This window comes from Pedobacter sp. WC2501 (assembly GCF_052682415.1).
Genome location: NZ_JBQZFI010000001.1, coordinates 840,604 through 866,652, shown reverse-complemented (window position 1 = coordinate 866,652; position 26,049 = coordinate 840,604). Strand labels below are relative to the sequence as shown.

General features: G+C 36.9%; 27 protein-coding genes. 19 read left to right on the top strand and 8 right to left on the bottom strand.

Features of this window, described 5'->3' with window-relative positions:
* The first annotated feature begins 28 nt into the window (after positions 1-28).
* Both ACUN24_RS03745 and ACUN24_RS03740 read left to right on the top strand, forming a co-directional pair.
* Positions 29-589 carry a thiamine pyrophosphokinase gene (locus ACUN24_RS03745; RefSeq protein ID WP_445561307.1) on the top strand — a complete coding sequence of 187 codons (561 nt, stop codon included), beginning with the start codon at positions 29-31 and terminating at the stop codon, positions 587-589.
* The gene (locus tag ACUN24_RS03740; RefSeq protein ID WP_445561306.1) at positions 586-1,080 is read left to right on the top strand and encodes a GNAT family N-acetyltransferase; all 495 of its coding nucleotides are present in this window, start codon (positions 586-588) and stop codon (positions 1,078-1,080) included. Before ACUN24_RS03745 ends, ACUN24_RS03740 begins: the two co-directional genes overlap by 4 nt.
* Positions 1,081-1,264: 184 nt before the next feature.
* Here the strand turns inward: ACUN24_RS03740 and ACUN24_RS03735 are convergent, their stop codons facing one another.
* Complete coding sequence (locus ACUN24_RS03735; RefSeq protein ID WP_445561305.1) at positions 1,265-3,706, bottom strand: outer membrane beta-barrel protein; 2,442 nt, start codon at positions 3,704-3,706, stop codon at positions 1,265-1,267.
* Positions 3,707-4,287: 581 nt separating this feature from the next.
* On the bottom strand, positions 4,288-5,967 hold the full coding sequence (locus ACUN24_RS03730) for a dipeptidyl-peptidase 3 family protein (RefSeq protein WP_445561304.1): 1,680 nt from the start codon (positions 5,965-5,967) through the stop codon (positions 4,288-4,290).
* Positions 5,968-6,080: 113 nt separating this feature from the next.
* Here ACUN24_RS03730 and ACUN24_RS03725 point away from each other — a divergent pair, with 113 nt between their 5' ends.
* The gene (locus ACUN24_RS03725) at positions 6,081-6,917 is read left to right on the top strand and encodes an N-acetylmuramoyl-L-alanine amidase (protein ID WP_445561303.1); all 837 of its coding nucleotides are present in this window, start codon (positions 6,081-6,083) and stop codon (positions 6,915-6,917) included.
* Between the two features lie 181 nt (positions 6,918-7,098).
* Here the strand turns inward: ACUN24_RS03725 and ACUN24_RS03720 are convergent, their stop codons facing one another.
* Positions 7,099-8,754 carry a glutamine--tRNA ligase/YqeY domain fusion protein gene (locus ACUN24_RS03720; RefSeq protein ID WP_445561302.1) on the bottom strand — a complete coding sequence of 552 codons (1,656 nt, stop codon included), beginning with the start codon at positions 8,752-8,754 and terminating at the stop codon, positions 7,099-7,101.
* 113 nt (positions 8,755-8,867) lie between these two features.
* Here ACUN24_RS03720 and ACUN24_RS03715 point away from each other — a divergent pair, with 113 nt between their 5' ends.
* The 7 genes from ACUN24_RS03715 to ACUN24_RS03685 all read left to right on the top strand — a co-directional run bounded on the left by ACUN24_RS03715 (position 8,868) and on the right by ACUN24_RS03685 (position 13,946).
* On the top strand, positions 8,868-9,290 hold the full coding sequence (locus ACUN24_RS03715; RefSeq protein ID WP_244094977.1) for a cobalamin B12-binding domain-containing protein: 423 nt from the start codon (positions 8,868-8,870) through the stop codon (positions 9,288-9,290).
* 3 nt (positions 9,291-9,293) lie between these two features.
* The gene (locus ACUN24_RS03710; protein ID WP_445561301.1) at positions 9,294-10,073 is read left to right on the top strand and encodes an enoyl-CoA hydratase/isomerase family protein; all 780 of its coding nucleotides are present in this window, start codon (positions 9,294-9,296) and stop codon (positions 10,071-10,073) included.
* 149 nt (positions 10,074-10,222) lie between these two features.
* On the top strand, positions 10,223-11,638 hold the full coding sequence (locus ACUN24_RS03705; RefSeq protein WP_445561300.1) for a sigma-54-dependent transcriptional regulator: 1,416 nt from the start codon (positions 10,223-10,225) through the stop codon (positions 11,636-11,638).
* Positions 11,639-11,703: 65 nt separating this feature from the next.
* Positions 11,704-12,753 carry an AI-2E family transporter gene (locus ACUN24_RS03700; protein ID WP_445561299.1) on the top strand — a complete coding sequence of 350 codons (1,050 nt, stop codon included), beginning with the start codon at positions 11,704-11,706 and terminating at the stop codon, positions 12,751-12,753.
* A 70-nt stretch (positions 12,754-12,823) separates the two neighbouring features.
* A complete protein-coding gene (locus tag ACUN24_RS03695) occupies positions 12,824-13,090 on the top strand; it encodes a YtxH domain-containing protein (RefSeq protein WP_025142262.1) in 267 nt (88 codons plus the stop codon).
* A 54-nt stretch (positions 13,091-13,144) separates the two neighbouring features.
* A complete protein-coding gene (locus ACUN24_RS03690; RefSeq protein WP_445561298.1) occupies positions 13,145-13,522 on the top strand; it encodes a phage holin family protein in 378 nt (125 codons plus the stop codon).
* On the top strand, positions 13,509-13,946 hold the full coding sequence (locus tag ACUN24_RS03685) for a hypothetical protein (RefSeq protein WP_445561297.1): 438 nt from the start codon (positions 13,509-13,511) through the stop codon (positions 13,944-13,946). The genes ACUN24_RS03690 and ACUN24_RS03685 overlap by 14 nt, the downstream gene beginning before the upstream one ends.
* 178 nt (positions 13,947-14,124) lie before the next feature.
* Here the strand turns inward: ACUN24_RS03685 and aspS are convergent, their stop codons facing one another.
* The 4 genes from aspS to ACUN24_RS03665 form a co-directional block, all read right to left on the bottom strand.
* A complete protein-coding gene (gene aspS / locus ACUN24_RS03680) occupies positions 14,125-15,870 on the bottom strand; it encodes an aspartate--tRNA ligase (RefSeq protein WP_445561296.1) in 1,746 nt (581 codons plus the stop codon).
* 182 nt (positions 15,871-16,052) lie between these two features.
* The gene (locus ACUN24_RS03675; protein ID WP_445561295.1) at positions 16,053-16,622 is read right to left on the bottom strand and encodes a Crp/Fnr family transcriptional regulator; all 570 of its coding nucleotides are present in this window, start codon (positions 16,620-16,622) and stop codon (positions 16,053-16,055) included.
* 30 nt (positions 16,623-16,652) lie between these two features.
* Positions 16,653-16,877, bottom strand: coding sequence for a DUF2798 domain-containing protein (locus tag ACUN24_RS03670; protein WP_193419270.1), 225 nt, complete (start codon positions 16,875-16,877; stop codon positions 16,653-16,655).
* A 190-nt stretch (positions 16,878-17,067) separates the two neighbouring features.
* Positions 17,068-17,472 (bottom strand): hypothetical protein, encoded by a 405-nt coding sequence (locus tag ACUN24_RS03665; protein ID WP_445561294.1) that lies wholly within the window; start codon positions 17,470-17,472, stop codon positions 17,068-17,070.
* 428 nt (positions 17,473-17,900) lie between these two features.
* Between ACUN24_RS03665 and ACUN24_RS03660 the strand changes: the two genes are divergently transcribed.
* The 7 genes from ACUN24_RS03660 (at position 17,901) to ACUN24_RS03630 (ending at position 23,066) form a co-directional block, all read left to right on the top strand.
* Positions 17,901-18,350 (top strand): TM2 domain-containing protein, encoded by a 450-nt coding sequence (locus ACUN24_RS03660; RefSeq protein ID WP_445561293.1) that lies wholly within the window; start codon positions 17,901-17,903, stop codon positions 18,348-18,350.
* 169 nt (positions 18,351-18,519) lie between these two features.
* Entirely contained in the window at positions 18,520-18,678 is a 159-nt protein-coding gene (locus ACUN24_RS03655; protein WP_370629751.1) for a hypothetical protein, read from the top strand.
* On the top strand, positions 18,671-19,528 hold the full coding sequence (locus ACUN24_RS03650; protein WP_445561292.1) for a hypothetical protein: 858 nt from the start codon (positions 18,671-18,673) through the stop codon (positions 19,526-19,528). The genes ACUN24_RS03655 and ACUN24_RS03650 overlap by 8 nt, the downstream gene beginning before the upstream one ends.
* Before the next feature lie 409 nt (positions 19,529-19,937).
* Complete coding sequence (locus ACUN24_RS03645) at positions 19,938-20,495, top strand: RNA polymerase sigma factor (protein ID WP_445561291.1); 558 nt, start codon at positions 19,938-19,940, stop codon at positions 20,493-20,495.
* On the top strand, positions 20,488-21,015 hold the full coding sequence (locus ACUN24_RS03640; RefSeq protein ID WP_445561290.1) for a hypothetical protein: 528 nt from the start codon (positions 20,488-20,490) through the stop codon (positions 21,013-21,015). The genes ACUN24_RS03645 and ACUN24_RS03640 overlap by 8 nt, the downstream gene beginning before the upstream one ends.
* Positions 21,016-21,169: 154 nt before the next feature.
* Positions 21,170-22,456, top strand: a complete 1,287-nt coding sequence (locus ACUN24_RS03635; RefSeq protein WP_445561289.1) for a hypothetical protein — start codon at positions 21,170-21,172, stop codon at positions 22,454-22,456.
* A 67-nt stretch (positions 22,457-22,523) separates the two neighbouring features.
* Entirely contained in the window at positions 22,524-23,066 is a 543-nt protein-coding gene (locus tag ACUN24_RS03630; protein ID WP_445561288.1) for a TlpA family protein disulfide reductase, read from the top strand.
* Between the two features lie 27 nt (positions 23,067-23,093).
* Here the strand turns inward: ACUN24_RS03630 and ACUN24_RS03625 are convergent, their stop codons facing one another.
* The gene (locus ACUN24_RS03625; protein WP_445561287.1) at positions 23,094-23,984 is read right to left on the bottom strand and encodes a bestrophin family protein; all 891 of its coding nucleotides are present in this window, start codon (positions 23,982-23,984) and stop codon (positions 23,094-23,096) included.
* 150 nt (positions 23,985-24,134) lie between these two features.
* Here ACUN24_RS03625 and ACUN24_RS03620 point away from each other — a divergent pair, with 150 nt between their 5' ends.
* Together ACUN24_RS03620 and ACUN24_RS03615 are read left to right on the top strand one after the other, a co-directional pair.
* Positions 24,135-25,658, top strand: coding sequence for an MFS transporter (locus ACUN24_RS03620; protein ID WP_445561286.1), 1,524 nt, complete (start codon positions 24,135-24,137; stop codon positions 25,656-25,658).
* 11 nt (positions 25,659-25,669) lie between these two features.
* Positions 25,670-25,921 (top strand): DUF6814 family protein, encoded by a 252-nt coding sequence (locus ACUN24_RS03615; RefSeq protein ID WP_445561285.1) that lies wholly within the window; start codon positions 25,670-25,672, stop codon positions 25,919-25,921.
* The last annotated feature ends 128 nt before the right edge of the window (positions 25,922-26,049 follow it).

The following is a 26,049-nucleotide window of genomic DNA, read 5'->3' as shown; positions in this document are numbered from 1 at the left end:
CTTAAAGCGAAATTTCTATATTCGCATTATGTCTTCACACCATATTGTAAAAGAAAAACAAGAGCCAGCTTTATATATTGATGAGCTTGGGAATTTTAACGAAGAGCTTTTGGGCCAACTGCTCGAATGGAGCCCTACCCTTTTGGTTAACGGAGAAAATTACGATAAGATTTTTTCTTTAGGTTTAAAGGTAGATGTGCTGGTAAACGGGAATGGGCAGGAAGCACAGGAAGATACAAAAGTTGTTCAGGGACCTGTTGATGCTTTAATGGTAGCCGTTAATTATCTGTACGAAGAGAAATACCCTGCGGTAAATGTAATTACGAAGAAATTCGATCTTGAAAAATTTGCAGGATTTGAAGATAAAATTAATCTGGTGGTATTTACCGAAAGAGCAAAGCACTATCCTATAAAATCGGGATTCTCTGTTTGGAAACCTGCGGGAAGTGAGTTTCTGATCCATGGTAACCGATATATGGAAGTAACCAACCTCGCGCAGAATGAAGAAGAAATTTTTATTGTAGTTAAAGATGGCTTTGTAGAATTTACCTTTTCAGGACAACCAATTTTTATTAGCGAACCATTATGATTACCCTCAGAAAAGCAAAAGAAGAAGATATAGAAATCATCAGGGATATTGCTGCGGCAACCTGGCCATCAGCCTATCTTGATATTATCGGGCAGGCGCAGATTGATTATATGTTGGATAAAATGTATAACAAAGGGGAGCTACTGAAACAATTGATGGAAGGGCATATTTTCCTCATTGCGGAGGAAGGCGAAAATCAGTTCGGGTTTGCAGGATATTCTATTATTGGGCATGATGCGCGTATTTACAAACTGCACAAGCTTTATGTGCTGCCATCTGCACATGGTAAAGGCGTTGGGAAAATCTTAATTAATGAGGTTTTTAACCAGGTAAAAGATGCAGGAGGAAGCGCCCTGCAATTGAATGTGAACAAGCATAATAAAGCCAAAGACTTTTATCTGAAAGGAGGTTTCACCATTAAAGAATCGGTAAAGCTAGATATAGGTGAGGGCTACTTTATGGACGATTATGTTATGGAGTATAAGTTTTAAATCTTCTCCAATTATCGTCATCTTGAATTTATTTCAGGATCCTTACAGCAAGGTAGACCCTGAAATAAATTCAGGGCGACGCATAGTCGGATCGTCATTTCGACTGAAGCGCAGCGAAATGGAGAAATCTTTTACCATAGCCCAAAGATTTCTCCACTACGGTCGAAATGACGGTAAAATCACCCTAATTCTTCATCCTTCCCTGTTCTGCCTCGGTACCTGTTGAGCGGCGACGGGCGGGTTTGATTTCATTCTTACCAAAACGATAGGTAAAACTGATCCTGCCAATTTGAGTTTCATTTTTCTGATGTACGGAGTAAGTTAAACCCGGATAGGCACTTGATAAATTATTTTCAGACATATTAAATACATCTGATAAGGCTAGCTTCAAACTTGCTTTTTTGTTGAACAGCGATTTGCTTAAACCTGCATCAATATAATAACGGGCTTTTAAACTTAGGGTTCCATAATCTAATGGCGATTCGTAGCTGCCATTTATTTCTGCTGTAAAACCATCCATAATGGTAAAGGTCTGTTGAGATTTAAATTGAAAAGAAGTTTTACCGGTTTTTAAAGCGCTGCCGGCCAGATCAGGTGCTTCAAAACTCAGGTAAAAAACATTTAAGTTATTATTGGTCTGCCACCATTTCGTAAGCTGCACAGGTACGTTCAAATTAGCGTTATAGCTAATATTTGTGGCAATATTTGCATTGGTTTGATACAATGATTTACTTGCCGCATCTGGTAAAATTACCTCAGCAATTACATCGTTAATCTTGCTATAACCTATCGAGAGCATATATTTTTGCAACAGGGTATAACTGAGCTCAAAATTATGTGTATACTGTGGGTTTAAAAATGGATTCCCTTTGTTATAAGTAAATTCATCTAAGTAATAAATAAATGGATTTAAGGCATCATAACTCGGGCGGTCTATCCTTCTGCTATAAGAAAACCCTAACTGGTTGTTTTTAGAAAGCGTTTGCTGAACAAATAATGTTGGAAAGAAATCCCAGTAATTTCGTTCTACAACGGTATTTTTAGTAATCAAATTTCCTTTCGAATTGGTTTGCTCAATCCTTAAGCCAATCTGTATACTGGTATTTTTAAACTGTTTGTTTAGATTGGTATAGGCCGCATTTACATTTTCATCATAAACAAATTGATTACTTCGTTTTACATCGTTCTGCCAGGCATTGCTTACTAACACTTCTGCCTGTAAATCATTATCGGTTTTAACCCAGCTGCTTTTAACCCCGGCTTCAAGTTTAACCGTTTTGTTTAGCGAAACATTATAATCGATTTTAAATGCCTTGATATCAATAATCGAAGGGGTGTTGTTCCTTGTATATATGATCGGGCGGATGCTGTTTCCGTTTTGAAACCGATAATCGTTTTCATAATCAGAACCATCGTTTCCTTTGTATTTGGAATAATCTACATCTGCCGAGATTTCTGAGCCCGCGGTATCCAGAACAGATTTATAATTTAAGTTATAAGAAACATTATTGTATTTGTTTGCCTGCAATGATTTGGTTATCAGACTTGAATCTGCTTTTTGAAAAGATGTACCAATTAAAGTATTGTTTGCGGATGCTTCGGTACCATGGTTAAAATAACCATTTACCAATATACCAATGGTGTTTTTCTTATCAATAAAATAATCTAATCCTGCTTTAAGGTTATTGTTATATTGTTTTCTTTTGCTCTCGCCTACCTGCATAAAGTAAATATCGGGTGTGCCGTTCGAAATCCGGTCAATAGCGATCAGGTTATCACGCTCAAACTTACCATAGTTGTAGTTGCCAAAAAGATTAAGTTTCTGTGTACGGTGGTTCAGGTTTAAACCTGCATTTGCCCTTAGGTTTTTACCATATCCTAATGATCCGTTTATACTGCCGTTTGTTCCGCCATTTTTGTTTTTCTTCGTTTTGATGTTTATAATTCCTGAGTTTCCTGAGGCATCGTATTTGGAAGATGGATTGGTAATCAACTCAATACTTTCTATGTCAGAACTCTGCATATTCCGTAGCAGGTTGGCCACATCGGCACTACTCATGTAAGTTTGTTTGCCATCCAATTGAATTAATACCCCCTGTTTTCCCATCATCGAAATCTTATCGTTCTGATCTACTGTTACGCCCGGTGCTTTTTGTAAAACTTCCAGCGCAGTAGAACCTGTCATAATAGCACTATTGGAAACGTTCATTACGATCTTATCCATTTTCCTTTCGATTAAAGGCTTGGTTATCGCTACATTCACTTCTTTTAAGTTTTGAGTGCTTGCAACAAGCTGTGCCGTCCCGAAATCTACTTTTTGATTATCTTCTGTTAAAACAATTGTTTTACTTTTAAGCGTTTTATAACCCATGTTACTGGCTTTATAATAATAGCTTCCCTTGCCCGAAACACTAAAAGTAAATATCCCGTTTTGATCGGTAAATGCTGTTTTAACCACGCTGGAATCAGATGCTTTAAAGAGTACGACGGTAACATAATCTGCAGGTTTTTTGGTCTCATCTAAAATTACCCCACTCATGTTCGGTTTAGGATTTGTTTGCGCAAAACCTATTGTAACAATAAAAAGAAGCGTAAGAGTAACTGCTATTTTGTATAGTGTTTTCATGTTTAGGTATTTATTCTTTAAAAAATGGGCAAAAAATTCCTATACCGCATCTGCATGCGCTTCAGTTTAATTGCTTGCTTATTTTAAAGTTTAGCTGGAAACGAAAGGTTCCAATTGTTTAGTTATAGATAAGACGACTGTTTTTTAAAAAGGTTACAAGGATTTAAAAAAAGTTGCGTTCGGGCGTCAGAAGTCAAAATTGAAATGCCCTTACCAGAATGGGGTCGTTGCCCTGAGGAATAATTTATTTAAGATCTACATGAGTGATAAATGATTTTTAACGAACTGTAGGCTGCGAGGCACCGTCATTGCGAGAAGGCTTTTTCAGCCGACGAAGCAATCTTAAAACGATCGCTACTAGCGTGCGCATTAAGATTGTTTCGTTTCTCGCAATGACGATCTTTCTACTGGAGCTTGTTAATCATAAAGGTATCCCAACTATTTTTAAGCCGCTTATGCAATTAACCGATTAACCGGGTCTCACAAATGAACCAATGGCTAATGAACCAAAAAAAAAGCCACAGATAAACAAGCTTTCGCCTGCATATCTATGGCCTTTAATTCCTCGTAAAAGAAATTTTTTATTTTACGCCAAGTACATCAACACCTTGTTCGAAAACAACATCAACCGGAATATTTTTTTTGGTCAACCGGTCCAGATCTGTTTGAAGTTCTGTATGGATAACCGCTTTTTCTTTTTGTGCTTTTTCTACCGCGGCTTTGTCGCCATTACCTTGAAGTGTAAGAATAAATGCGCTTAAATCATTCATGGCCGTTGCAAATTTTTCGAAGTTTACTTTGTAAGTGCCTTTAGTCGTACGCTCAAAAGCTCCTTTTTCCTGGAAATAATTAAAGCACTGCATGTTCGCTTTTCCGTGTGCTTCAGAAACACCAAAGCGAACTGAGCGTAAAATACCAGCCATAAATGTGGTGTAATAATCTTTTATATCACCTGTTAACTCACCTTTTTTAAGTAAGCCGGTTACCATATATAAACCTAAAATATCAGCTTTGCCTTCTTCCAGCCAGCTATATTGTTCTTTTAATGCGGCACGTACAAAACCTTTTCCGGTAATGGTTTTTTTAATTCCTAAACCGTGCGCTACTTCGTGAAACATTACGTTTGCAAAAAAAGCATCAAACTTAATGTATTGTTGCTGATCTGCTTCTATTAATTCTTTTGAAATCGGTACCAAGATTTTATCAAATTTCGCTTGCATTGCATTTTTCAGCTGCGAACGGCGCGTGCCTTTTTCCTGTTGAATTTTTTCGTCGTTTGGAAGATTAACAGCAATGGTTTTCGATCCGGCATTACAATCACCTGCATAATAAACTACGTCATAAGCATTTAACTCAGAGTCAGTTCCAGGTGTTTCTGTTTTATATTTTGCTGCTACAGGCAGGTTCTTCTGTAACTCCGGGAGCATTTTTACATACTTCGCCAGGCGTTTGCTCCACTCTTTATCTTTGATTAGAACATAAGCTTCGTAACTGGTACGGGCATTAAAGAGTTTATCCTCGTAATTTTCAATCGGGCCGATAATGATATCCAGGCCATTGGTTTTCATATCCAGCCAGGCATAATCACTTGCGGTAAAATTATCTGTTACCAAAGCATCTGCCCTTAAGTTTAAATACTTTTTTAAACCGGCATCCTCAGCAATCAGAGCGGCCTGTTTTAACAAAGAACTTACTTTTTGTAACTCTGCAGCATACAATACATGATAAGGTACGGTTGATAATTTGCCGGTGCTGTCTTTTTGAATGACAGAATACGCGCCGAACTTATCCGCAAGGTCCGATTTCTCTATGGCTTCTTTTGTAATTCCGTATGGATAAAAGGATGCCCCTTCCGGTTTGGGGCCAATACCTACGACAAATGGTTTATCGTTATTTAATCTATCCCATGGACCATAATTGATATTAACAAAATCGCGTGTTTTTTCATCTTTAATAGTGGCCAGCAAGCTATCTCTTTGTGGGTAGGCTTGTTTCCAATATAGCTGATCCATAATTTCTGCTGCCTGAATTAACAAAGGCAAAATTTTACGGTCGTTAACACTTAAATCGTTAATGTTAGTGGTTAATTTTACCCTTTCGTAAATGGGTAAACGTTGAGCAACATAATTGGTAAGACTATCTTTTTGTACCACCACAGCCTTTTCATTACTAGATTTATTATTACCAGTACAGGACGATAAGGCCCCAACTGAAATAGCTACTGCTGATAAAAACAGTGTTGATTTGTGTAAATTCTTCATATTAAAGTATATGGCCGCTAAATTAGTAAATTTTGAAAGCTTTGTATAAAGTTTGATGTATTGGGTGAAGTTTAACATAACTTTGTAACTTCGATTAGCTAACCGTTCAAGCCATGTTATTTTCCAAGTCATCAAAATCATTATCTATTTCCGCTTTTTCTCTGGTACTCATTTTATCTGCCTGCGGAAGCAGCAAATACGCTGCAACGGAAAAGATCTACAAGGAAAAGGCGAAAGATTTTTCGAAAATAATAAACACTACGCCGCCTGTTGGTCAACTTTACGATTCGTTGGAGGCAGCAAATCAGGAATGGATTGGTTCTGTAAATTTTGGGATACGTAAGCCAAATTTTGTAGTGATTCATCATACCGCTCAGGATAGTTTGGCACAAACTGTTAAAACGTTTTTTTCCACTAAAGCAGGTACCAGCGCGCATTATGTGATTAGTCGTAATGGTAAAGTAGTGCATATGGTGAATGATTATTTACGGGCAAACCATGCTGGTGTGAGTAAATGGGGAAAAGATACCGACCTGAATTCTTCATCGATCGGTATTGAATTGGATAATAATGGCTTAACAGATCCCTGGCCCGATGCTCAGATCAATAGCTTGTTAAAGTTATTGGCGACTTTAAAGAAAACATACGGGATTCCTACCGCAAATTTTATCGGTCATGCTGATATTGCACCTAAACGTAAAAACGATCCAAAAAACTTCCCCTGGAAAAAACTGGCTGATAAAGGTTTTGGTTATTGGTATGGTGATGTGCTGAAAAACCCACCGGTAGATTTTAATACCGAAATGGCGCTAAAATATATCGGTTATGATACGAGTAACCTGCCTGCTGCAATTACTGCTTTCAAAATCCATTTTATCCAGAGTGATATTACGCCAACTTTAACGCCTGTAGATGTTTTGGTGCTTTATAATGTTTACACCAAATATTAGGCGAGAGGAATAAATAAGTCCGAAGGTCTTTGGTCAGAGGTCCGAAGTTCATAGCGCAAAAAACAAGACTATATTTCCTACGCCACATTCTTCTATGCATGCATTTGCAGCCAAATTCTAGCAAAAAAAACACGGATAAATCTGTGTTCATCCGTGTTTATCTGTGGTTTAAAAATACTTATTAATTAGGTTTCTTAAACGTATCCTTTAAGGTTACTGTTCTATTGAAAACCAATTTATTGGTTGTAGAATCTTTATCTAAACAGAAATAACCTTTACGGATAAACTGGTAACGGCCATCCAAATCTGCATCAGCTAATGCTGGCTCGATATAAACATTAGGCAATACCGTTAAACTTTCAGGGTTTAAATAATCTTTAAAGTCGCCTTCTTCTGCATCTGGTGTTTCTGAAGTAAATAAGCGATCATATAAACGGATTTCGGCAGTTTTGGCATGTGGAGCACTTACCCAATGGATGGTTCCTTTAACGTTTACGCCGCTGGTATCATTTCCGCTTTTCGATTCGGGAATGTAAGTACAACGGATTTCAGTAACGTTTCCGTTTTCATCTTTCACAAAATCTTCGCATTTAACAATATAGGCGAATTTTAAGCGCACCATTGCGCCAGGAGCCAGGCGGAACCATTTTTTTGCCGGCACTTCCATGAAATCTTCACGTTCAATCCAAAGTTCATTGCTAAAAGGAATCACACGTGTACCGCCCCCATCTTCAGCCTCAGGGTTGTTTTCGCCGATTAAATCTTCAGTACCTTTTTCGTAATTCGTAATCACCAATTTAATCGGATCTAAAACCGCCATTACCCGGTTAGCCGTTTTGTTTAAATCTTCGCGGATACAAAATTCCAATAAACTTAGCTCAATTAAGTTTTCGCGTTTGGCAATGCCAATACGTTCGCAAAACTCGCGGATGCTTTTTGATGTAAAGCCTCTTCTACGCAAACCGCTAATCGTAGGCATGCGCGGATCATCCCATCCGTTTACTAAATTTTCGTTAACCAGTTGAAGAAGCTTGCGTTTACTCATTACCGTGCTGGTAAGATTTAAACGGGCAAATTCATATTGTTTTGAAGGGAAAATCTCTAATTTTTCGATAAACCAATCGTACAGTTCACGGTGTGAAACATATTCCAGTGTACAGATAGAGTGCGTGATGTTTTCGATACTATCACTTTGTCCGTGGGCAAAATCGTACATCGGGTAAATGCACCATTTGTTGCCTGTACGGTGATGTTCGGCATGTTTGATCCGATAGATAATCGGATCGCGCATTAACATATTTGGACTCGCCATATCGATTTTAGCCCGCAAAATATAAGCACCATCAGGAAATTCGCCATTTTTCATTTTCGTAAAAAGGCCTAAATTTTCTTCAATGCTGCGGTTACGGTATGGGCTGTCTTGTCCTGGTTCAGTTGGCGTACCTTTTAAGGCTGCAATTTCATCTGCAGTGCTCTCATCAACATAAGCCAAACCTTTTTCGATCAGTTTAACGGCAAAACCATATAACTCATCAAAATAATCTGAGGCATATAATTCATTTTTCCAGTTAAAACCCAACCACCTGATATCTTCCTGCTGACTGTTTACATATTCTGTTTTTTCCGTAACCGGATTGGTATCGTCAAAACGCAGATTGGTATAGCCGCCGTATTTTTGTGTTAGTCCGAAATTTAAGCATATTGCTTTCGCGTGGCCGATGTGTAAATAACCATTAGGTTCAGGCGGGAAACGCGTAACCAAAGTTTCATACTTACCACTATTTAAGTCGTTCTCAACAATTTCTTCAATAAAGTTCAATGACTTTTCTTCACTCATAAAAACCTGTAAATTAGGAATGCAAATGTAAAAAGATTAGTCCAATTCTACTTGTTTTAGTTAATGATTAATTTGAGAGCCAAAATCGATACATTTACATCAACTTAATATGAATGATGAGCAAAGTATTAAATCGGCCTATCCGCGTTTTAGTAGCTAAAGTTGGATTGGATGGCCATGACAGAGGAGCCAAAGTAATCGCAACATCCTTAAGAGATGCCGGCATGGAAGTAATTTATACCGGCCTGCGCCAAACGCCGGAAATGGTGGTGAATACAGCGCTTCAGGAGGATGTTGATGCCATCGGGATTTCTATCCTATCGGGAGCACATATGACGGTTTTTCCAAAGATTATTCATTTTATGAAAGAAAAACAGTTAGATGATGTGTTGTTAACCGGTGGAGGAATTATCCCTGAGGCAGATCGGTTGAAACTGGCAGGTATGGGTGTTGGAGAGTTATTTCCCCCAGGCACAACAATGGCCAGTATTGTAGAATATATTCAGAATTGGGTTACAGAAAACAGAAATTTTTAAGCTATGGCATACCAGAATTTAATCTCAGAAATAAAAGAAAACATTTTATACGTGACCATCAATCGCGAAAGGGCGTTAAATGCCTTAAATAAAGATACTTTGGCTGAACTAGCGGATGTAATTGCTTACGCAGGTAAAACCGACCAGGTAAAGGGTGTTATTTTAACCGGAGCAGGTGAAAAAGCCTTTGTTGCAGGAGCTGATATTAAAGAGTTTTCTGATTATAGCGGTAAGCAGGGAGAAGATTTGGCAAAGCTTGGTCACGATCAGGTTTTTAATGCCATTGAAAATTCCTCAAAGCCATTTATTGCAGCAATTAATGGATTTGCTTTAGGTGGAGGACTGGAGTTGGCTATGGCCTGCCACATGCGTATTGCATCAGATCATGCGAAATTAGGCTTGCCCGAAGTTACTTTAGGATTGATTCCTGGTTATGGAGGTACCCAACGCCTCACCCAATTGGTTGGAAAAGGTAAAGCAATAGAAATGATTACGACGGCAAATATGATTACGGCTTCAGAGGCAGAAAAAATAGGCCTTGTAAATTATGTTGTTCCACAGCCTGATCTGATTAGCAAGGCTGAAGAAATACTAAATGCGATTAAGCAACGTGCACCGCTGGCCATCTCGGCTGCAATAAAAGCTGTAGTTGCAGCAGTAAATAATAACAATGGATACGCTACCGAAATTGAAGAATTTGGTAAATGTTTCGAAACTGCGGATTTTAAGGAAGGCGTCAAAGCATTTGTTGAAAAGAGAAAAGCAATTTTTTCTGGAAAGTAGTATCAGTGTAGTATTAATTTTACTTTTTGTATCGCAAAAATGTTGCAAAAGCTTTTCAATGCAATTTTTTTTGAGTAATTATGTTAATTAATTATTAACCCTCATGTATTTATCGTTGCATATGGGTTTTTATAATAACAACGCTGCTCATGAAAAAGATACTCATTGTTGACGATGAAATTAGCATTGGCTTATTGCTCTCCAAATTTTTAACTAAAAAAGGATTTGAAGTTTCGAATGTAACAACTGGTAAAAAGGTTTTACAAACTCTTGAAAAAGAGCATTTCGATTTGGTATTGTGTGATTATCGTTTGGATGATACAGATGGAAAAGAGATTTTAATCCACATTAAGGAGAACTACCCAAACACAGGTGTAATTATTATTACAGCTTACTCGGATATTAAACTTGCCGTAGAATTGATAAAACTGGGGGCTTATGATTATATTGTGAAGCCGCTCTACCCTGATGAAATTTTAAATACCATAAATAAAGCCCTGGAAACCCAAGGAGCAATAAAATTACCTAAAAATTTTGAAGGTATTAGTGGCAATGTCATTTCCGATGCGCTAAATTGCCCCGAGTATATAAATGGGGAGAGCGAGAATTCTGCTTTGTTGCTAAAACAAATCCAGCTCATCGCAAAAACAGGGTATACAGTTATTTTAACAGGTAAAAGTGGCACAGGGAAAGAATGTGTTGCTAAAACCATTCACTTAAATAGTTCGCGTAGCGAAAAGCCTTTCATCGCTATGGATTGCGGCTCTTTAACCAAAGATTTAGCTGCCAGTGAATTTTTTGGACATGAGAAAGGCGCATTCACCGGAGCAGTTTTTACTAAAATTGGTCACTTTGAGCAAGCTAACGGTGGCACATTATTTCTTGATGAGATTGGTAATTTGTCCTATGAGATCCAGGCAACTTTACTCAGGGCGGTTCAGGAGCGGAAAATAAAGCGGATTGGAAGTACAAAGGAAATTGAGCTGGATGTGCGGCTTATTGTAGCTACAAATGAGAATTTAAAGGAAGCGATTTTAAAGGGTGCATTCAGGGAAGATTTATACCACCGCTTTAATGAATTTTCTATACATGTACCATCACTAAAACACCGGGATAATGATATCCTTATTTTTGCCAGGCACTTTCTGGCTACAGTAAATAAAGAGCTGAACAAGAATATTAAAGGCTTTTCTGATGAGGTGAAGCAATGTTTATTAGCATACAATTGGCCAGGTAATGTACGCGAGCTGAAAAATGTGATCAGGCGCATTGCTTTATTAACTGATGGTGATTGGATAGAAACTCACGTTTTACCGCTGGAGCTTGGAAGGATTGATTATGCTAAAATACTGCACGAAAAAAAAGTGCCTTTTTTGCCGCCAACATTAAATCATGATCAGACCCTTAATTTGCGGAATGCGGCCAAGGAAGCGGAATATTCTGCTATTTTAGAAGTGCTGAAAGCGGTTAATTTTAATAAAACCAAAGCGGCAAAAATCTTAAATATCGACAGAAAAACATTATACAATAAAATCAAATTTATTGAGATTGGTGATAGTCAATAAATTTTAAATAAGGAAAAACAAAATCAGCCATTTTAGCATTTAAAGATTAATCCTATTGTCTAAAAATGTCAGTATTCTCTTATAAACAACGCAATAACATTAACCTGGTTATTATTATTGCGCTTGGGGTGTTAATTGCATATTCCTTGCAAAGTATTTTTAGTGCCATTTTAAGTACTTTAGTGCTTTATACAATAATGCGGCCAGCCTATATCCATTTGGCAGAAAATAAGGGGTGGAACAGAAGAGTTACGGCCATTTTTCTCATCACCATCTCTATTATACTTATTGTAATGCCTTTTTATGCATTAAGCAGTATGGTTATCAGCAAAATTTCAGAACTGAGAAATAATGAGGTTTTTTTCAAAAATCTACTGGTTAAATTGCAACACCTTATTCCGGTTAAAATTAACCAGGATGTTATTCAAGATGGATTAAACCGTTTGGGAAATTGGGCTACTCAGCTTTTTCCGTCTTTAATATCAAGTGCAGTAAATATTGTATTAAGCTTACTCGTGATGTACTTTTTACTCTACTTTATGTTAATAGAGCGCGAAAGATTCGAATTTTCATTGATTAAATATGCACCATTCAGGGAGCAGAACGCTCTTCGTTTTGGCGATGAAATGAGAAATACAACTTATGCAAATGTATTGGGGCAAGGTCTGATCTGCCTCGTTCAAGGTTCGCTTGTGAGCGTCTCTTTTTATGTTTTGGGTTATAAAGACCCGGTTTTTTGGGGCGTAATTACAACATTTATTTCTTTTGTACCTGTTTTAGGGCCCCCTGTTGTTTTTGTTCCTGCTGCAATATTGCAGATTGCAAATGGGAATAATTTTGCTGGCTGGGCCATGCTTATTTTTGGTTTTGTAGTCATTATCAATATCGATAATGTGCTAAGGTTTATTATTGCAAAAAAAGTTGGAAATATTCATCCCATAATTACAGTAATTGGCGTAATTATTGGTATCCCTTTATTCGGAATATTGGGACTTGTATTTGGTCCGCTACTGTTGTCTTATTTTATATTGCTTGTTAAGATTTACGAAACCAGTACGCTTGCATCAGAAAGATTGGAAAGAATTAAAACAAATGATGAGCATAGTGAGTTATAATATAGCTTAACAATAAATAATGTAGTAGCTTTATATTGTACATAATTGTTAACCCTTAAATAAATTGATTATGAATGATAACTCAAAAGTTGTAGTTGCGCTTTTAGCAGGATTAGCTGCCGGTGCAGCCTTAGGAATTTTATTCGCACCAGATAAAGGTGATGAAACCCGCGATAAACTAAGCCAATCTTTAAAAGATCTGGGCGATTCTATCAAAGACAAAGCTGCAGACGAGATTAATAATCTGGCTAGCCTGAAAGACAAAGTAGTAAGCTCGATTAAAACCAAATTGAGAAGCGTAGAAGAAGAATACAGCGACGACGTAGAGCACGCTTAATAAATAAATTATTGCATGGCCGGGTATTTTGCCCGGCTAAATCTCATCTGAATTATGCAGGAGAATAAAGATAAAAGCATTGAAGATCTTGTAGACGATGCCAAGGGCTTTTTAGAAGCCAAAGTAGAGTACACCAGGCTTTATATTGTAGAAAAAGCATCCAAAATTTTTGCCGATCTGGTAACCAGTACTGCTGTTATTGTTTGCTTTATTTTAGCCTTTTTATTTGGCTCTGTAACTTTGGCCTTGTATTTATCTGACCTTTTAGGCAGCAATGCAGGAGGCTTTGGCTGTGTTTCCTTGTTTTATATTTTACTGGCTATAATTGTTTATTTAACCAAAGACAAATACATTGAAAAAGCAATTATCAATATAGCGATTAGAAAATACTTTGATAAACTTGCAGATAAGGAGGAAGATGAGAAGCTATAAAGAAATCCGAAACTTAGAAGACCTGCAGGCAAGAAAATTAGAACTTAAGGTTGAATATACGCTTAAGCAGAATATGCTTAAAACGGATACGAAAACTTTCTTAAAGCAGTTTACGCTTGGTGCATTGATTAAGCGCTATGCTACCCCTAATAACCTGTTCAAAGCAGACGAAAAATTAAATATCAGTGGTACGGCCATGTCATTGCTTTTGCCGATGGTGATGAATAAAACCATTTTCAGAGGTGCTGGGTTTTTAACAAAAGCAGCTGTAGGATTGATTTCGGGTAAAGTAGGTAAATCTTTAGACGCAGAACATTTGTCAGCCATTTTTAACTCGGTTAAAGGTTGGTTTGGCAAAAAGAAAGAAAAAAAGGACAAGAAGTTTATCGATTATGGCATCCCGCCAGATAGTGAAACGTATTAGTTTAATGGTTCATTAGCCATTGGTTCATTCGTTAGCGAAGCGTAAAAATGATATCATAACAAAGCCCCAGGATTCCAAATCCTGAGGCTTTGTTTGTTTAGACATGTAACACATAGCCTTGTGAGTCATGCTATTCTACTCCATGACAAATGAACGAATGACTAGTGAACTAATTAATCTACAAATCAGTCTTAATCTTCAATTCTTTCAATTGTTTCTCATCAATTGTACTCGGACTATCAATCATGACATCTCTGCCTGAGTTATTTTTAGGGAAAGCAATGACATCTCGGATAGAATCCAAACCAGCAAAAATTGAAGTCAAACGGTCGAAACCAAAAGCGATTCCGCCATGTGGAGGTGCACCAAATTCGAAAGCGTCCATTAAGAAACCAAATTGTTTTTGTGCTTCTTCTGCACTGAAGCCTAAATGTTTAAACATTAAAGCCTGCAATGCCCGATCATGAATACGGATCGACCCGCCACCAACTTCGGTCCCGTTAATTACCATATCGTAGGCATTTGCCCTTACGTTTTTAGGATCGGTATCCAATAAGGCAATATCTTCAGGTTTTGGAGAGGTGAACGGATGGTGCATAGCATGGTAACGCTCAGTTTCTTCATCCCATTCTAAAAGTGGGAAATCCAGTACCCAAAGTGCAGAGAATGTATTTTTATCACGTAAACCTAAACGGTTACCCATTTCTAAACGAAGCTCGTTTAACTGTTTACGCACTTTGTCTGTAGAGCCGGCTAAGATTAGTAATAAATCACCTTTTTCTGTTTCAAAAGCCTCGCTCCATTGTTTAAGATCTTCTTCGTTAAAGAATTTATCTACAGATGATTTAATGGTTCCATCATCATTATGACGGGCATAAATTAAACCTGTAGCACCAATCTGCGGACGTTTAATAAAATCGGTTAATTCATCTAATTGCTTGCGGGTATAACCTGCAGCACCTTTCGCATTGATCCCCACTACCAATTCTGCGTTATCGAAAACGGGAAATCCTTTTCCTTTAACCAGATCATTAAGCTCTACAAACTGCATGGCAAAACGGGTATCAGGCTTATCAGAGCCATATAAACGCATTGCATCTGCATATTGCATACGTGGTACTTCTGGTAAGTCGTAATTGCGCACTTCTTTAAATAAAGTACGGATCAAACCTTCAAAAGTATTTAAGATATCTTCTTGTTCGATGAAAGACATTTCACAATCAATCTGGGTAAACTCAGGCTGACGGTCGGCCCTTAAATCTTCATCCCTGAAACATTTTACAATCTGGAAATAACGGTCGAAACCAGAAACCATCAACAATTGTTTAAAGGTTTGCGGCGATTGAGGCAAAGCATAAAACTCACCTTCATTCATGCGGCTAGGCACTACGAAATCCCTGGCACCTTCTGGTGTTGATTTAATTAAAACAGGTGTTTCTACTTCAATAAAATCTAAAGCATCTAAATAACGGCGAACCGATTGTGCCATTTTATGACGTAAAACCAGGTTATTACGAACCGGGTTACGGCGTAAATCTAAATAACGGTATTTCATGCGCAACTCATCGCCACCATCGGTATCGTCATCGATCATAAACGGAGGTAATTTTGCAGCATTTAAAATCTCCAAAGCAGAAACTTTAATTTCTACATCACCGGTTGCCATTTTAGGGTTTTTGTTGCTTCTTTCTACAACAGTACCAACAGCTTTGATTACAAACTCGCGACCCAAAGTACGTGCAGTTTCGCAAAGCGCTTTATTATCGTCCATGTTAAAAACCAACTGGGTAATACCATAACGATCGCGGATGTCGATAAAAGTCATACCGCCCAAATCTCTTGATTTTTGTACCCAACCACATAACGTAACACTTTCGCCTAAGTTATTTAGGTTTAATGCACCACAAGTTACTGTTCTTAACATATATATAATCTAAATTGAGCGGCAAAAATACCGATTTTGTTTTAAAGTTTAGGATAGAAGATTTAAGGAAATTTTGTGCTAATGATTTTATTATTTTTTTGACCACAAAGACGCAAAGATCACAAAGAGACAGGTAAGTTAACAAACCTGCTAATGCTTAAAAAATACTATCCTTGAATAAACTATGCTTTTGACTTCAATCTACTCAACGTTTCCTGAGAAATATTTAAATAAGAGGCTACCATTTTGTTGGGCATACGCATCACCACGCCTGGATTTTGCACAAGTAACTGGCGGTAACGTTCAGTAGCATCCAGCGTAATAAACGACATTAAACGATTGGTGTTGGTTACGTAGGCATACTCCAGGTAATGGCGGTAGAGTTTTTCCCATTCGGGGATGATTTTAAGCAAGTGGTAAAAATCGTTTTGCCTGATGTAATACAGTTCAGTGTTTTCTATGGCCTGCACAAACTCCTTAGAACTTTGGCTGGTAATAAAACTGACCAAAGCCGTAGCAAACTGGTTTTCGAAAGCAAAATGCCTGGTGGCTTCGGTACCTCCATCGGTTAGGAAAAAAATTCGCAAACAGCCTTTGCCAACAAAATAAATCCTTTGGCTTGTTTCGCCGGGACTGATCAGGATTTCGTTTTTCTTTACCTGCATGGTTTTGAAAAAAGAGAATACAATCTCCAAATTTTCATCGCTGATCGTAATTTTGTCTCTGATATAAGCGGAAAGCTGTTTATGCATTTAATTTAGGCTTAATCAAATGTAACATGTTTAGCTTTTAGAAGCGATCTTTTCGGCCAGTTTCCGCGCATTGGGAATAATGATAAAGGCCGCAAAATAGGCTACAGGTAGCATAATACTCCATGCTTTTAAGAATTTGATAAACCAGTCTTCGCCAAAGCCATAATTGCGCATTAACCCTACAAATGCCATAATTAAGGTCATCGGAATCACCACAAAAAGCGTGTTGATGTATTTGAAATGTTCTTTTTTCATTTTTGATCTGTTTAATTTTATAATGTTGCAAAGGTGCAGCGATTAAAAATCTTAAACTTTGATGTAGGTCAAAAAAGGAGATAATGTTAGATCTGTGACCTGATGAAATACTTTGAATGTTAGTCTGCCCGCCGAAATGTTGCATTTTCAGGATAACAATTCTATTTATGGTGCTCGCTATTTATTTGTTTTAATATTTCTCCTCCAGCACAATTTCAAGAGCAATTACCTTCCATTCACCTTTAATATTTTTCCAGTGGTATATTTCCTCTGTCTGGATGGTTTGCTTTTTAGAAAAAACAAGCATTTTAGGTTTTAAAAGAACAGATTTACGGGCAATTTTTTCGGTAAAAACTTCCTCTTCCATAGATGATTTTATCCGGTAATAACTGGAATGGATTTCTTTAATTCCACTAAAATATTTTTTTAAATCGATGGTAAAATCGCGTTTGTTTATGGTTGGTTTTTCAAAAGGAGTGAAGCTTAAGCCATCATCAAACATCTCGGTATAAGCCGTAACATCTTTGCTTTCTAAAGCCTGATTTTCTTTTTGGTGAAGCTCATTAACTGCTGAAAGGATTAAATCGGTTTCCATGACATAAATTTAGAACCTGTTTAAAAATGGATAAATAAGATTGTTGCTTGTTAAAATTTAAAAAAATGGTTATCTCTTATCGGCCAAATACATACTAATTGTGAATCACTATAAACTCAATTTAGTATAAAAACTTATCCGACAGATTTAAGCAATAATCCAGTGGCAATTTATAAAAAAGACCTTACAATTAGATGAACGGAAGCAAAAACATAGTTTACGGTTTATTTGGAATGCTATTTATGATCTGGTTCAAACAGGATTTAAACCGACATGCAAAGATAGATGACCTAAAAGATTTTTGCATGGTTCGATAATGACAGAGGTTATGCAAATTACGAATACTGCTTGAATCAAATCACTAAAAAATAGTTGTTATTAAAAATTAATTATTGTTAATTTGAGGAACCATTCAAATTAAGTAAATTATGCTTTCAAAAATTAAAACCTCAATGGTGGTTTTGGCTATCGCCTTAATCACTGTGCCCTCGGCTTGGGCTGCCTTCCCGGTAAACACAACAAAAACAGTAAAAACTCAATCTGCGGTTGTATCTCAAAAGTTGACTGACACTGAAACTGGCATTTCCAGTGAAGTTAAATCCAACGAAAAGAAAGCAGCTAAAGTTGCGAAGAAAGAAATTAAACAAAGCTTTTGGAAAAAACTTCGTAATGGAGGTAAAAGCCAAGTTATTGCTTTGTTATTAGTAATTCTTGTTGGCGCGCTTGGTATCCACCGTTTTTACTTAGGCTACACATGGCAGGGTATTGTTCAATTACTAACCTTAGGTGGTTGCGGTATTTGGGCACTAATAGACCTTATCAGAATTGCCACAGGTAATTTAGAGCCAAAAGATGGACCTTATGACGAAACTTTATAAGTTTTTCGATAGTTCATTATTTATAACAACCAAAGCAATTGTTTTGGTTGTTATTCCTTTAATTTTATTTTTACTCCCCAGGAATTTTTTTGATAAAGGACAAAGCTTATGTTTATTTACACTACTAACCGGAGAGAATTGTTTTGGTTGTGGAATGACGCGAGCTTGTATGCATATTATACATCTAGATTTTTTAGGTGCTGCAAATTTTAATAAAGTTGCCTTTATAGTTTTTCCAATAATTTCCATTTTGTATTTACAGTATTTGTTTGAAACATTTAAGCAAACAAATATTTACAAAATCTTTTTTTACAAAAAAAATGCGTAGAATAATTTTTCTTGTCTTCTTAAGTTTCTATTGTAGTTTTTCATTTGCTCAAAATTTTAATAATGTCAAATATATCGGGGTAATTCGAGTTAATGATATTGGATCTTTTGCGTACGAAATTAACATAACTGTAAATGATAATAAAATCATAGGAACAACCATTACCACCACGGGAAATAATAATGAAACAAAAGCAAATTTAAGTGGTGAAGTTTCAAAAAATGGAAGTCTTTTTAAGTTTTCTGAACACAAAATAATTGAAACTGATATAAAGAATAAAAAGACAACATTTTGTTTTGTTAACGCTGTTTTAAACAAAAAGACAAAAGGAAAAATAGATGTATTGGATGGTAAATTTATTGGCAAAGATGAAAAAGGTGAAGTTTGTGCTACCGGTAAGATTTACTTAGTTCGCAAGAGTGCTATAATGGCTGATTCTGTAAATATGACACAGTTCATAAAAAAGGTTAGTGATACTCTTGAAAACATAAAAAAGAGCCTAAATACAATAACAGAATTGTCTATAACAGAAGTAAATAAAGTTATTTGCAATGGTAAAAAAGTCCGTATCCGCTTTTACGATGGAAATATTGATGATAATGATGAGATTGATATCGTTTATAATGATAAAAGCATTGTAGAAAAATATGTGATTAACCGCACTGGCCGCACTTTCAATTTAACAATCGAAGATGGCAAAGAAAATTTAATTATAGTTAATACGCACAATACAGGTTATTCAGGACTTAATACTGTTAATATTGATGTAGAAATTAGCCCATATCAAATAAAAACGTATAGGTTTGAAGCACCAGCCAGAAAATCTATTAAAATTAAATTGGTTAATTAATTTCTTTGTGTCATTCTTGTAAATTACTAAATTCTCGGCATAAATCATATCTGTAAATTTATCCGGATAAAGATTCATATTTATAGCCTGTTTAAAAATGGATACATAATTTTTATGTGTTGAAAAGTTGATGAAATGTTCCTGAATAAATTTAAACAGGCTCGTAAAGTATATACCAAATATTGATTCCAGTTACCGTGACTTTTCTTGTAATTTGAAAAAGACCCTATTTTAATATTTCATTAGAATAAACAGCCACACTTTTTTCAATTAATAGTTGTTTTCGCATTAGTCAGGAATACCCCACTTGATGGTTGCCTTGGTTGATTTAAAAGTTCTATAACTTTTTTTCTACCTTGATGCAACGTTTTAAAATCCCTTATGTCTTATAATCAGAATATTCGAAATTTTGGAAGCCGTATACATCGATAAAAATCTGGAACTCGTAAAAAAATGCATGCAGGGAAGCCGCGCAGCACAGTTTGAATTGTACAAGCTGTATGCAAAGGCCATGTATAATGTGGCGTTGCGCATTTTAAATTATGAGGAAGAGGCAGAAGATGTTTTACAGGAAGCATTTTTAGATGCGTTTACAAGAATTGTTGATTTTAGGCAGGAAACAACCTTTGGGCTTTGGTTAAAGCAGATTGTGATCAACAAATCTATCAATTACCTGCGTAAGCGCAAGATGGAATTTGTAAGTACAGACGAAATATCGGAAGTACCGGATGAAGATAGTTTTGATGATAGTGAAATGCAATTGCAGGCTGAGGAAATAAGAATAGCCATTACCCAATTGCCAGATGGCTACCGGATTGTATTAAGTTTATATCTTTTAGAAGGTTATGACCATGAAGAGATTGCACACATTTTGAAAATAAGTGAAAATACCAGCCGTACACAGTACATGCGGGCTAAAAAGAAGTTAAAAAGTATTTTAGAAACGAAAGGGATGAGAGATGAATAATAGATTAGAAACCTTTGTAAAAGAAAACCGTAAAGCTTTCGATATCATGGAGCCATCGGCAGAACTTTGGGCAAAAATTGAACAAGGTTTAGACAATAAGAAGAAAAAAAAGCCGGTAAAGCTGTATTTATGGATAAGTACTGCAGCAGCAATAGTGGTCGTTTTCGGTTTAGCTTGGTTGTACGTAGGAAAATCACAAAACAAAGATTTAGAAATAGCCGATGTTAGTAGCTCATACGCCAAGAAAGATATTCATTTTGCTGGTTTAATTACCGAAAAAAGAGATAGTCTGGCTATTTTTGCCTCAGCAAATCCGGAACTTTATAAAAAATTTACCGCTGATTTGAGAAAGCTTGATGAAGATTACGAAAGGTTAAAAGCAGAACTGCCAACCTCGCCTAACCAAACTTTTGTAGTAAAGGCCATGGTAAAAAACCGCGAAATACAATTGCAATTATTAAAACAACAATTATTGATTATTAACCAGGTTGACGATTACAAAAGAGTTAACCAGATTTAAGCTGAAAGCAGCAAAAACGAAATTATAGTAATAGCAGAGTCCGTCTTGATACCCGATTTACGCAACTTGATACTAAGAGGGGAACGCTCACTACATCGAAAGCTTATGGCCAGCCGGCAGGTTTTAAGCGCATAGGTGTTTAAACAATTAAAACATGAAAACAATAAGAATATTTTTAGCCATTATGGCTTTAATTGCCGTAAAAACCAATGCGCAAGAAGGGGTGATAAATAGCCCTTCAGAGAAAGTGATTGTAGAAAATATAGAAAAGTCATCGATGGTAGCGATGGTTAATACTTCGAGGTATAAACAAACGGGGGGCGATGCCGAACGTTCAAAATCTTTTAGCAAGAGTTTTAATGTAGACAATAACGACAAGATTAATTTAAACAATCAATACGGATCGATCACTATTAAAACCTGGGACAAAAAAGAAGTGCGTGTTGATGTAGATATTAAAGCTTACAGCAGTTCGGATAATGATGCGCAAAAACTGATTGATGGGATAAGTATTGATGCGACTAAAAACGGTGACGTAGTTACTTTCAGAACGAATATGGGTGATAGAAACGGACGTTATGGCCGAGGGGTAAAAAATGGAGTAACCACATGGCGGAGGGAAGTAAAAGTAAACTACGTGGTGTATATGCCAGCAGTAAATCCGTTAACGGTTTCACAAGAATATGGCAATGTAGAATTGGGTAATTTTTCCGGTCCGACTTCTTTAAAGGTAGAATATGGAAATCTGGTGGCTGGCAATTTAAGCAACGTAAATAACTACATCAATGTTCAATATGGTAAATGCGATATCCAGGACCTGAATGCTGCAGTGGTAAAACATGAATATAATGGCCCGGTAACCATTGGCGCTGTGGGTACGTTACAGCTTGATGCAGAGTATGTTGCTGTAAACATCAATACCATCAGGAAATCTGCTGATATTAAAGTGGAATATGGTAAAGGCTTAACCATCGGTACCATTGGTGGTAACTTGCTTTTGAATGCCGAATATGCCAAGGTGAATATCAATACGGTTAAAGGAAATTCGGTGGTTAAACAAGCTTATGGCGATTTAAATATTGCATCGGCGGGTAAAATTGCAGTTAATGCAGAATATTCTAATGTGACTTTGGGCACGTTGAATGGTGATGCAAATATCAACATGGATTACAACCGTTTAAACGTGAGCGAGATTACCCCTGCCTGTAAAAACTTCACCTTCGGAGGCGAATATGTAAGTGTTGGATTGGGCTTTGCAGATCGTTACAATGGAAATTTCAATGTTTCCACTTCATATGCTGGCTTTAAATACGGTTCAAACGTAACATCAAACTTGGTAAGTAAAGATGATGAAACTAAAAAGTATTCGGGCAAGATTGGTAGCGGTGGTGCAGCAAACGTATCCATCAAAACTGAATATGGTTCCGTTACCTTTAAATAAGATTTTTTAAACCAAACAAATCTTGAAGTCCTGCCGTATTGGTGGGACTTTTTTATATTTAGCCCTGATGAAGATTTACCTTTTTATTTTGCTCTCTGCTATTTCTTTTACAGTACTTGCACAAGAAGTGCCAGTTAAATGGGCTACGCAGGAAACTTTCTTCGAAGATCTAACGGGTAAAGACTTACCCTCATTTAAGGGTTTAACCATCAATAAAAAGCTGTTCTCCAATGCCGATTTAAAAAACCAGGTAGTTGTCATTAACTTTTGGTTTGAAAAATGCCCTCCATGCATTGCTGAAATGCCCGAATTAAATAATTTGGTGTCCAAATATGGCAAAAAGGCTGTAAGGTTTATCGGCATTACACATGATGGCCCTGCCAGTGCCAGGCGATTTCAAAAACGGAACGGCTATAAATACGAAATTGTATCATTGAGCAAAGACGAGATCAGAAAACTAAACATTAACCATGGTTTTCCATCGAATGTATTGGTTGGAAAGGATGGAAAGATTATTTATGCCACAGCTAATATTTCTTTTTCTGACGCACAGTTCAAAGTGAAATCGATGCTTTTTGAGGAGAAATTAAAAACTGAGTTAAACAATTAGTCGGAATTATGGAAGCTCCCAAATCGCTTAAAGCACATATTCGTTATTTATAGGTTTAACAGGCTCAGGAATCTCGTCTTCTTCGAGCATTTGCAAAAGATTGATCTCTATTGTCCTGGTAATTTGGTTAAGCGGAACACCTGCCGAATTGTTTTCGAAAGGGTTAACCAGGCTCATTCCATTAATCTGCGTGGATACAAATACAAAACCGATTAACCAGCCTAAAAATATGGCTGCAGGCCCTGCATCCTGACTGATTACCAGGGTAAACGTTACTACAAATAACCAGATAAATACTTTAGTAAGGTAGGAATAAGTAGTAGGGAATATGGTGTTTTTAATGCGTTCGCTCATGCCCATAGAATCGGAAAATCGTGTAAGCATCTCATTGATCTCAATAAAACGGAAACCATCAATAGCATTTGCTTTCGATAATTTTTGCAAATCTCTTGATTGAATATTTAAAATGGCATTATGTATATTGTTGTGTCTCCCAATTTCTTTTAAATCCGCCTCAGGTAAATATTTGGTGTAAATTTCATCTACCGTTCCCCTCAAATTGGCCTTTAAAGCATATAAGAACGCAATGTGCCTGCAAACCATCCTTTTTACACTTTCATCATCTTCATCGACATAGTTAATCAAAGCCCTAGCAAAGGAGCGGGAATCATTTACTAATGCTCCCCATATTTTACGGGCTTCCCACCACCTATCGTAAGCCTGATTATTGTTAAATCCAATGAAAAAAGCGATAGCTGTACCTAAGACCGTTGGAATAATGGATGGAATGGAGAAATGATGGGCAATTAAATACTCGCGTACAAAGTAAGCTGCAGTACAAGAGGCAACCATGATCAGATCAATCTGCCACGTATTTCTTAAAATTCTACTTAATCTAATATTTTGTATTAAAAGCATATAATCTAATGGAAAATAAATTCGTTACGGATGAAAATACAAAACTAAAGCCGAAATGTTTGGTAATGTAACAAATTAAATGACAAACGGTACAGGTTGCCGATTGTCATTCAAATGTTTATCTTGGGAAACCAAATATTCTAATCACTTATGAGCGACACTTTACCCAGGAACAATATCTTTAAAGTTATCGGTGCATCATCTTTAGGTACATTGATTGAATGGTATGATTTTTACATTTTTGGCAGCCTTGCGGTTATCATTGGCCATCAGCTGTTTCCGGAAGATGCCGGGGCATCCGCTTTAATCAACACCTTGGCTATTTTCGCAGCTGGTTTTATTGTTCGCCCATTTGGTGCATTGGTTTTTGGCAGGCTTGGCGATTTAATCGGCCGGAAATATACTTTTCTGCTCACTTTGGTACTCATGGGCGGCTCGACGTTTTTTATCGGTTTAATTCCCTCTTATAAAAGTATAGGTTATGCCGCGCCCATTTTGGTTTTAATATTAAGGTTAATCCAGGGTTTGGCTTTGGGTGGTGAATATGGTGGTGCAGCTACCTATGTGGCAGAGCATGCACCCAAAAACAAACGCGGGTTTTTTACCAGCTGGATCCAAACTACTGCAACATTGGGTTTGTTTCTTTCGTTAGGAATTATTGTCATCACGAAAAATATTTTAGGTGCAGAAACTTTTGGCGATTGGGGTTGGCGGATTCCTTTTCTGTTATCGATTGTACTGGTAGTGGTTTCGATTTACATCCGCATGAAAATGCACGAATCACCTATGTTTTCTAAATTGAAAGCTGAAGGAAATATCTCAAAAAATCCACTTAAAGAAAGCTTTAACAATAAAGCGAATTTTAAAATGGTACTCCTGGCATTATTTGGCGCTACCATGGGGCAAGGGGTAATCTGGTATACCGGTCAGTTTTATGCACAATCGTTTTTAGAAAATACCTGTAAGCTGGATTTTAATGATTCGAGGTATATTTTACTTTGGGGAATCGCTTTTGCCACGCCATTTTTTGTGGTATTTGGTGCCTGGAGTGATAAGGTTGGCCGGAAATGGATCATGTTAAGCGGTATGCTTTTAGGCATTCTTTTTTATCGCCCCATCTATCAAATGTTTTTAGATGATACCGATTATACAAAAATTGAACAGGCTGATATTTTATCTGATACGCCGGCTCCGGTAACTGCTGTTTTAATTGTGAACTCAACTGATAGCTTGCGAACCGTTTCTACTAAAGTAATGCTTAGAAACGGTGCGTCCTTTAACAGGGTGCAAACTGATACGGTTTCTACAACAAAAGGGATTCTTTTAGGTAAGGAAGTAATAAAAGACAAAGTTTTGCCTACGCCAGTATTCTGGAAATTTGTTGGCTTAATCTTCTTCCAGATTTTGCTCGTAACCATGGTGTATGGGCCAATTGCTGCTTTCCTGGTAGAGTTATTCCCGACAAAAATCAGGTATACCTCTATGTCGCTGCCTTATCATATCGGTAATGGTGTTTTTGGCGGGCTAGTACCCTTTATTGCAACGCTAATTGCAAGCTTTTCTGGTTCTACACCATTATCTGGCCTTTGGTATCCGATAGGCATAGCCACATTGAGTTTGGTTATTGGCACCATTTATTTATCGAATAAAAGAGACGAAAATATTAACGACTAGATACGAAGAAGATGAATACGTTAAAGAAATTTTTAGGATTGGTTTGGATGGTTTTAGGGCCATTGGCAATGACTTTTTTGTTTTTACAGGCGATTGATAAAGTGGGCTTGACCCATACAGATATCGAACGTACCAATACTATCCTGCAATGGGCAATTATCCTGTTTATTTTCCTCCCAATTAGTTTGGGATTGATGATATTTGGCTTTTATGCATGGAAAGGTGAGTACGATCACTTACCGGAACGTTCCGAGGAATTATAGTTTTTATCTTGGCCGAAAGTATTAGACAAGCTGATACCGTGCAATCGTTCCCGACATCGTTTGCAACGTTTAATCTTCTGAAAACTTCTTCCGCTTCGATATTAATGTTTAAAATTGTTCATCATATA

Coding starts and splice junctions, on each gene's coding strand:
- ACUN24_RS03745 (WP_445561307.1), top strand. CDS start 29: ATGTCTTCACACCATATTGTAAAAGAAAAACAAGAGCCAGCTTTATAT.
- ACUN24_RS03740 (WP_445561306.1), top strand. CDS start 586: ATGATTACCCTCAGAAAAGCAAAAGAAGAAGATATAGAAATCATCAGG.
- ACUN24_RS03735 (WP_445561305.1), bottom strand. CDS start 3,706: ATGAAAACACTATACAAAATAGCAGTTACTCTTACGCTTCTTTTTATT.
- ACUN24_RS03730 (WP_445561304.1), bottom strand. CDS start 5,967: ATGAAGAATTTACACAAATCAACACTGTTTTTATCAGCAGTAGCTATT.
- ACUN24_RS03725 (WP_445561303.1), top strand. CDS start 6,081: ATGTTATTTTCCAAGTCATCAAAATCATTATCTATTTCCGCTTTTTCT.
- ACUN24_RS03720 (WP_445561302.1), bottom strand. CDS start 8,754: ATGAGTGAAGAAAAGTCATTGAACTTTATTGAAGAAATTGTTGAGAAC.
- ACUN24_RS03715 (WP_244094977.1), top strand. CDS start 8,868: ATGATGAGCAAAGTATTAAATCGGCCTATCCGCGTTTTAGTAGCTAAA.
- ACUN24_RS03710 (WP_445561301.1), top strand. CDS start 9,294: ATGGCATACCAGAATTTAATCTCAGAAATAAAAGAAAACATTTTATAC.
- ACUN24_RS03705 (WP_445561300.1), top strand. CDS start 10,223: ATGAAAAAGATACTCATTGTTGACGATGAAATTAGCATTGGCTTATTG.
- ACUN24_RS03700 (WP_445561299.1), top strand. CDS start 11,704: ATGTCAGTATTCTCTTATAAACAACGCAATAACATTAACCTGGTTATT.
- ACUN24_RS03695 (WP_025142262.1), top strand. CDS start 12,824: ATGAATGATAACTCAAAAGTTGTAGTTGCGCTTTTAGCAGGATTAGCT.
- ACUN24_RS03690 (WP_445561298.1), top strand. CDS start 13,145: ATGCAGGAGAATAAAGATAAAAGCATTGAAGATCTTGTAGACGATGCC.
- ACUN24_RS03685 (WP_445561297.1), top strand. CDS start 13,509: ATGAGAAGCTATAAAGAAATCCGAAACTTAGAAGACCTGCAGGCAAGA.
- aspS (WP_445561296.1), bottom strand. CDS start 15,870: ATGTTAAGAACAGTAACTTGTGGTGCATTAAACCTAAATAACTTAGGC.
- ACUN24_RS03675 (WP_445561295.1), bottom strand. CDS start 16,622: ATGCATAAACAGCTTTCCGCTTATATCAGAGACAAAATTACGATCAGC.
- ACUN24_RS03670 (WP_193419270.1), bottom strand. CDS start 16,877: ATGAAAAAAGAACATTTCAAATACATCAACACGCTTTTTGTGGTGATT.
- ACUN24_RS03665 (WP_445561294.1), bottom strand. CDS start 17,472: ATGGAAACCGATTTAATCCTTTCAGCAGTTAATGAGCTTCACCAAAAA.
- ACUN24_RS03660 (WP_445561293.1), top strand. CDS start 17,901: ATGCTTTCAAAAATTAAAACCTCAATGGTGGTTTTGGCTATCGCCTTA.
- ACUN24_RS03655 (WP_370629751.1), top strand. CDS start 18,520: ATGCATATTATACATCTAGATTTTTTAGGTGCTGCAAATTTTAATAAA.
- ACUN24_RS03650 (WP_445561292.1), top strand. CDS start 18,671: ATGCGTAGAATAATTTTTCTTGTCTTCTTAAGTTTCTATTGTAGTTTT.
- ACUN24_RS03640 (WP_445561290.1), top strand. CDS start 20,488: ATGAATAATAGATTAGAAACCTTTGTAAAAGAAAACCGTAAAGCTTTC.
- ACUN24_RS03635 (WP_445561289.1), top strand. CDS start 21,170: ATGAAAACAATAAGAATATTTTTAGCCATTATGGCTTTAATTGCCGTA.
- ACUN24_RS03630 (WP_445561288.1), top strand. CDS start 22,524: ATGAAGATTTACCTTTTTATTTTGCTCTCTGCTATTTCTTTTACAGTA.
- ACUN24_RS03625 (WP_445561287.1), bottom strand. CDS start 23,984: ATGCTTTTAATACAAAATATTAGATTAAGTAGAATTTTAAGAAATACG.
- ACUN24_RS03620 (WP_445561286.1), top strand. CDS start 24,135: ATGAGCGACACTTTACCCAGGAACAATATCTTTAAAGTTATCGGTGCA.
- ACUN24_RS03615 (WP_445561285.1), top strand. CDS start 25,670: ATGAATACGTTAAAGAAATTTTTAGGATTGGTTTGGATGGTTTTAGGG.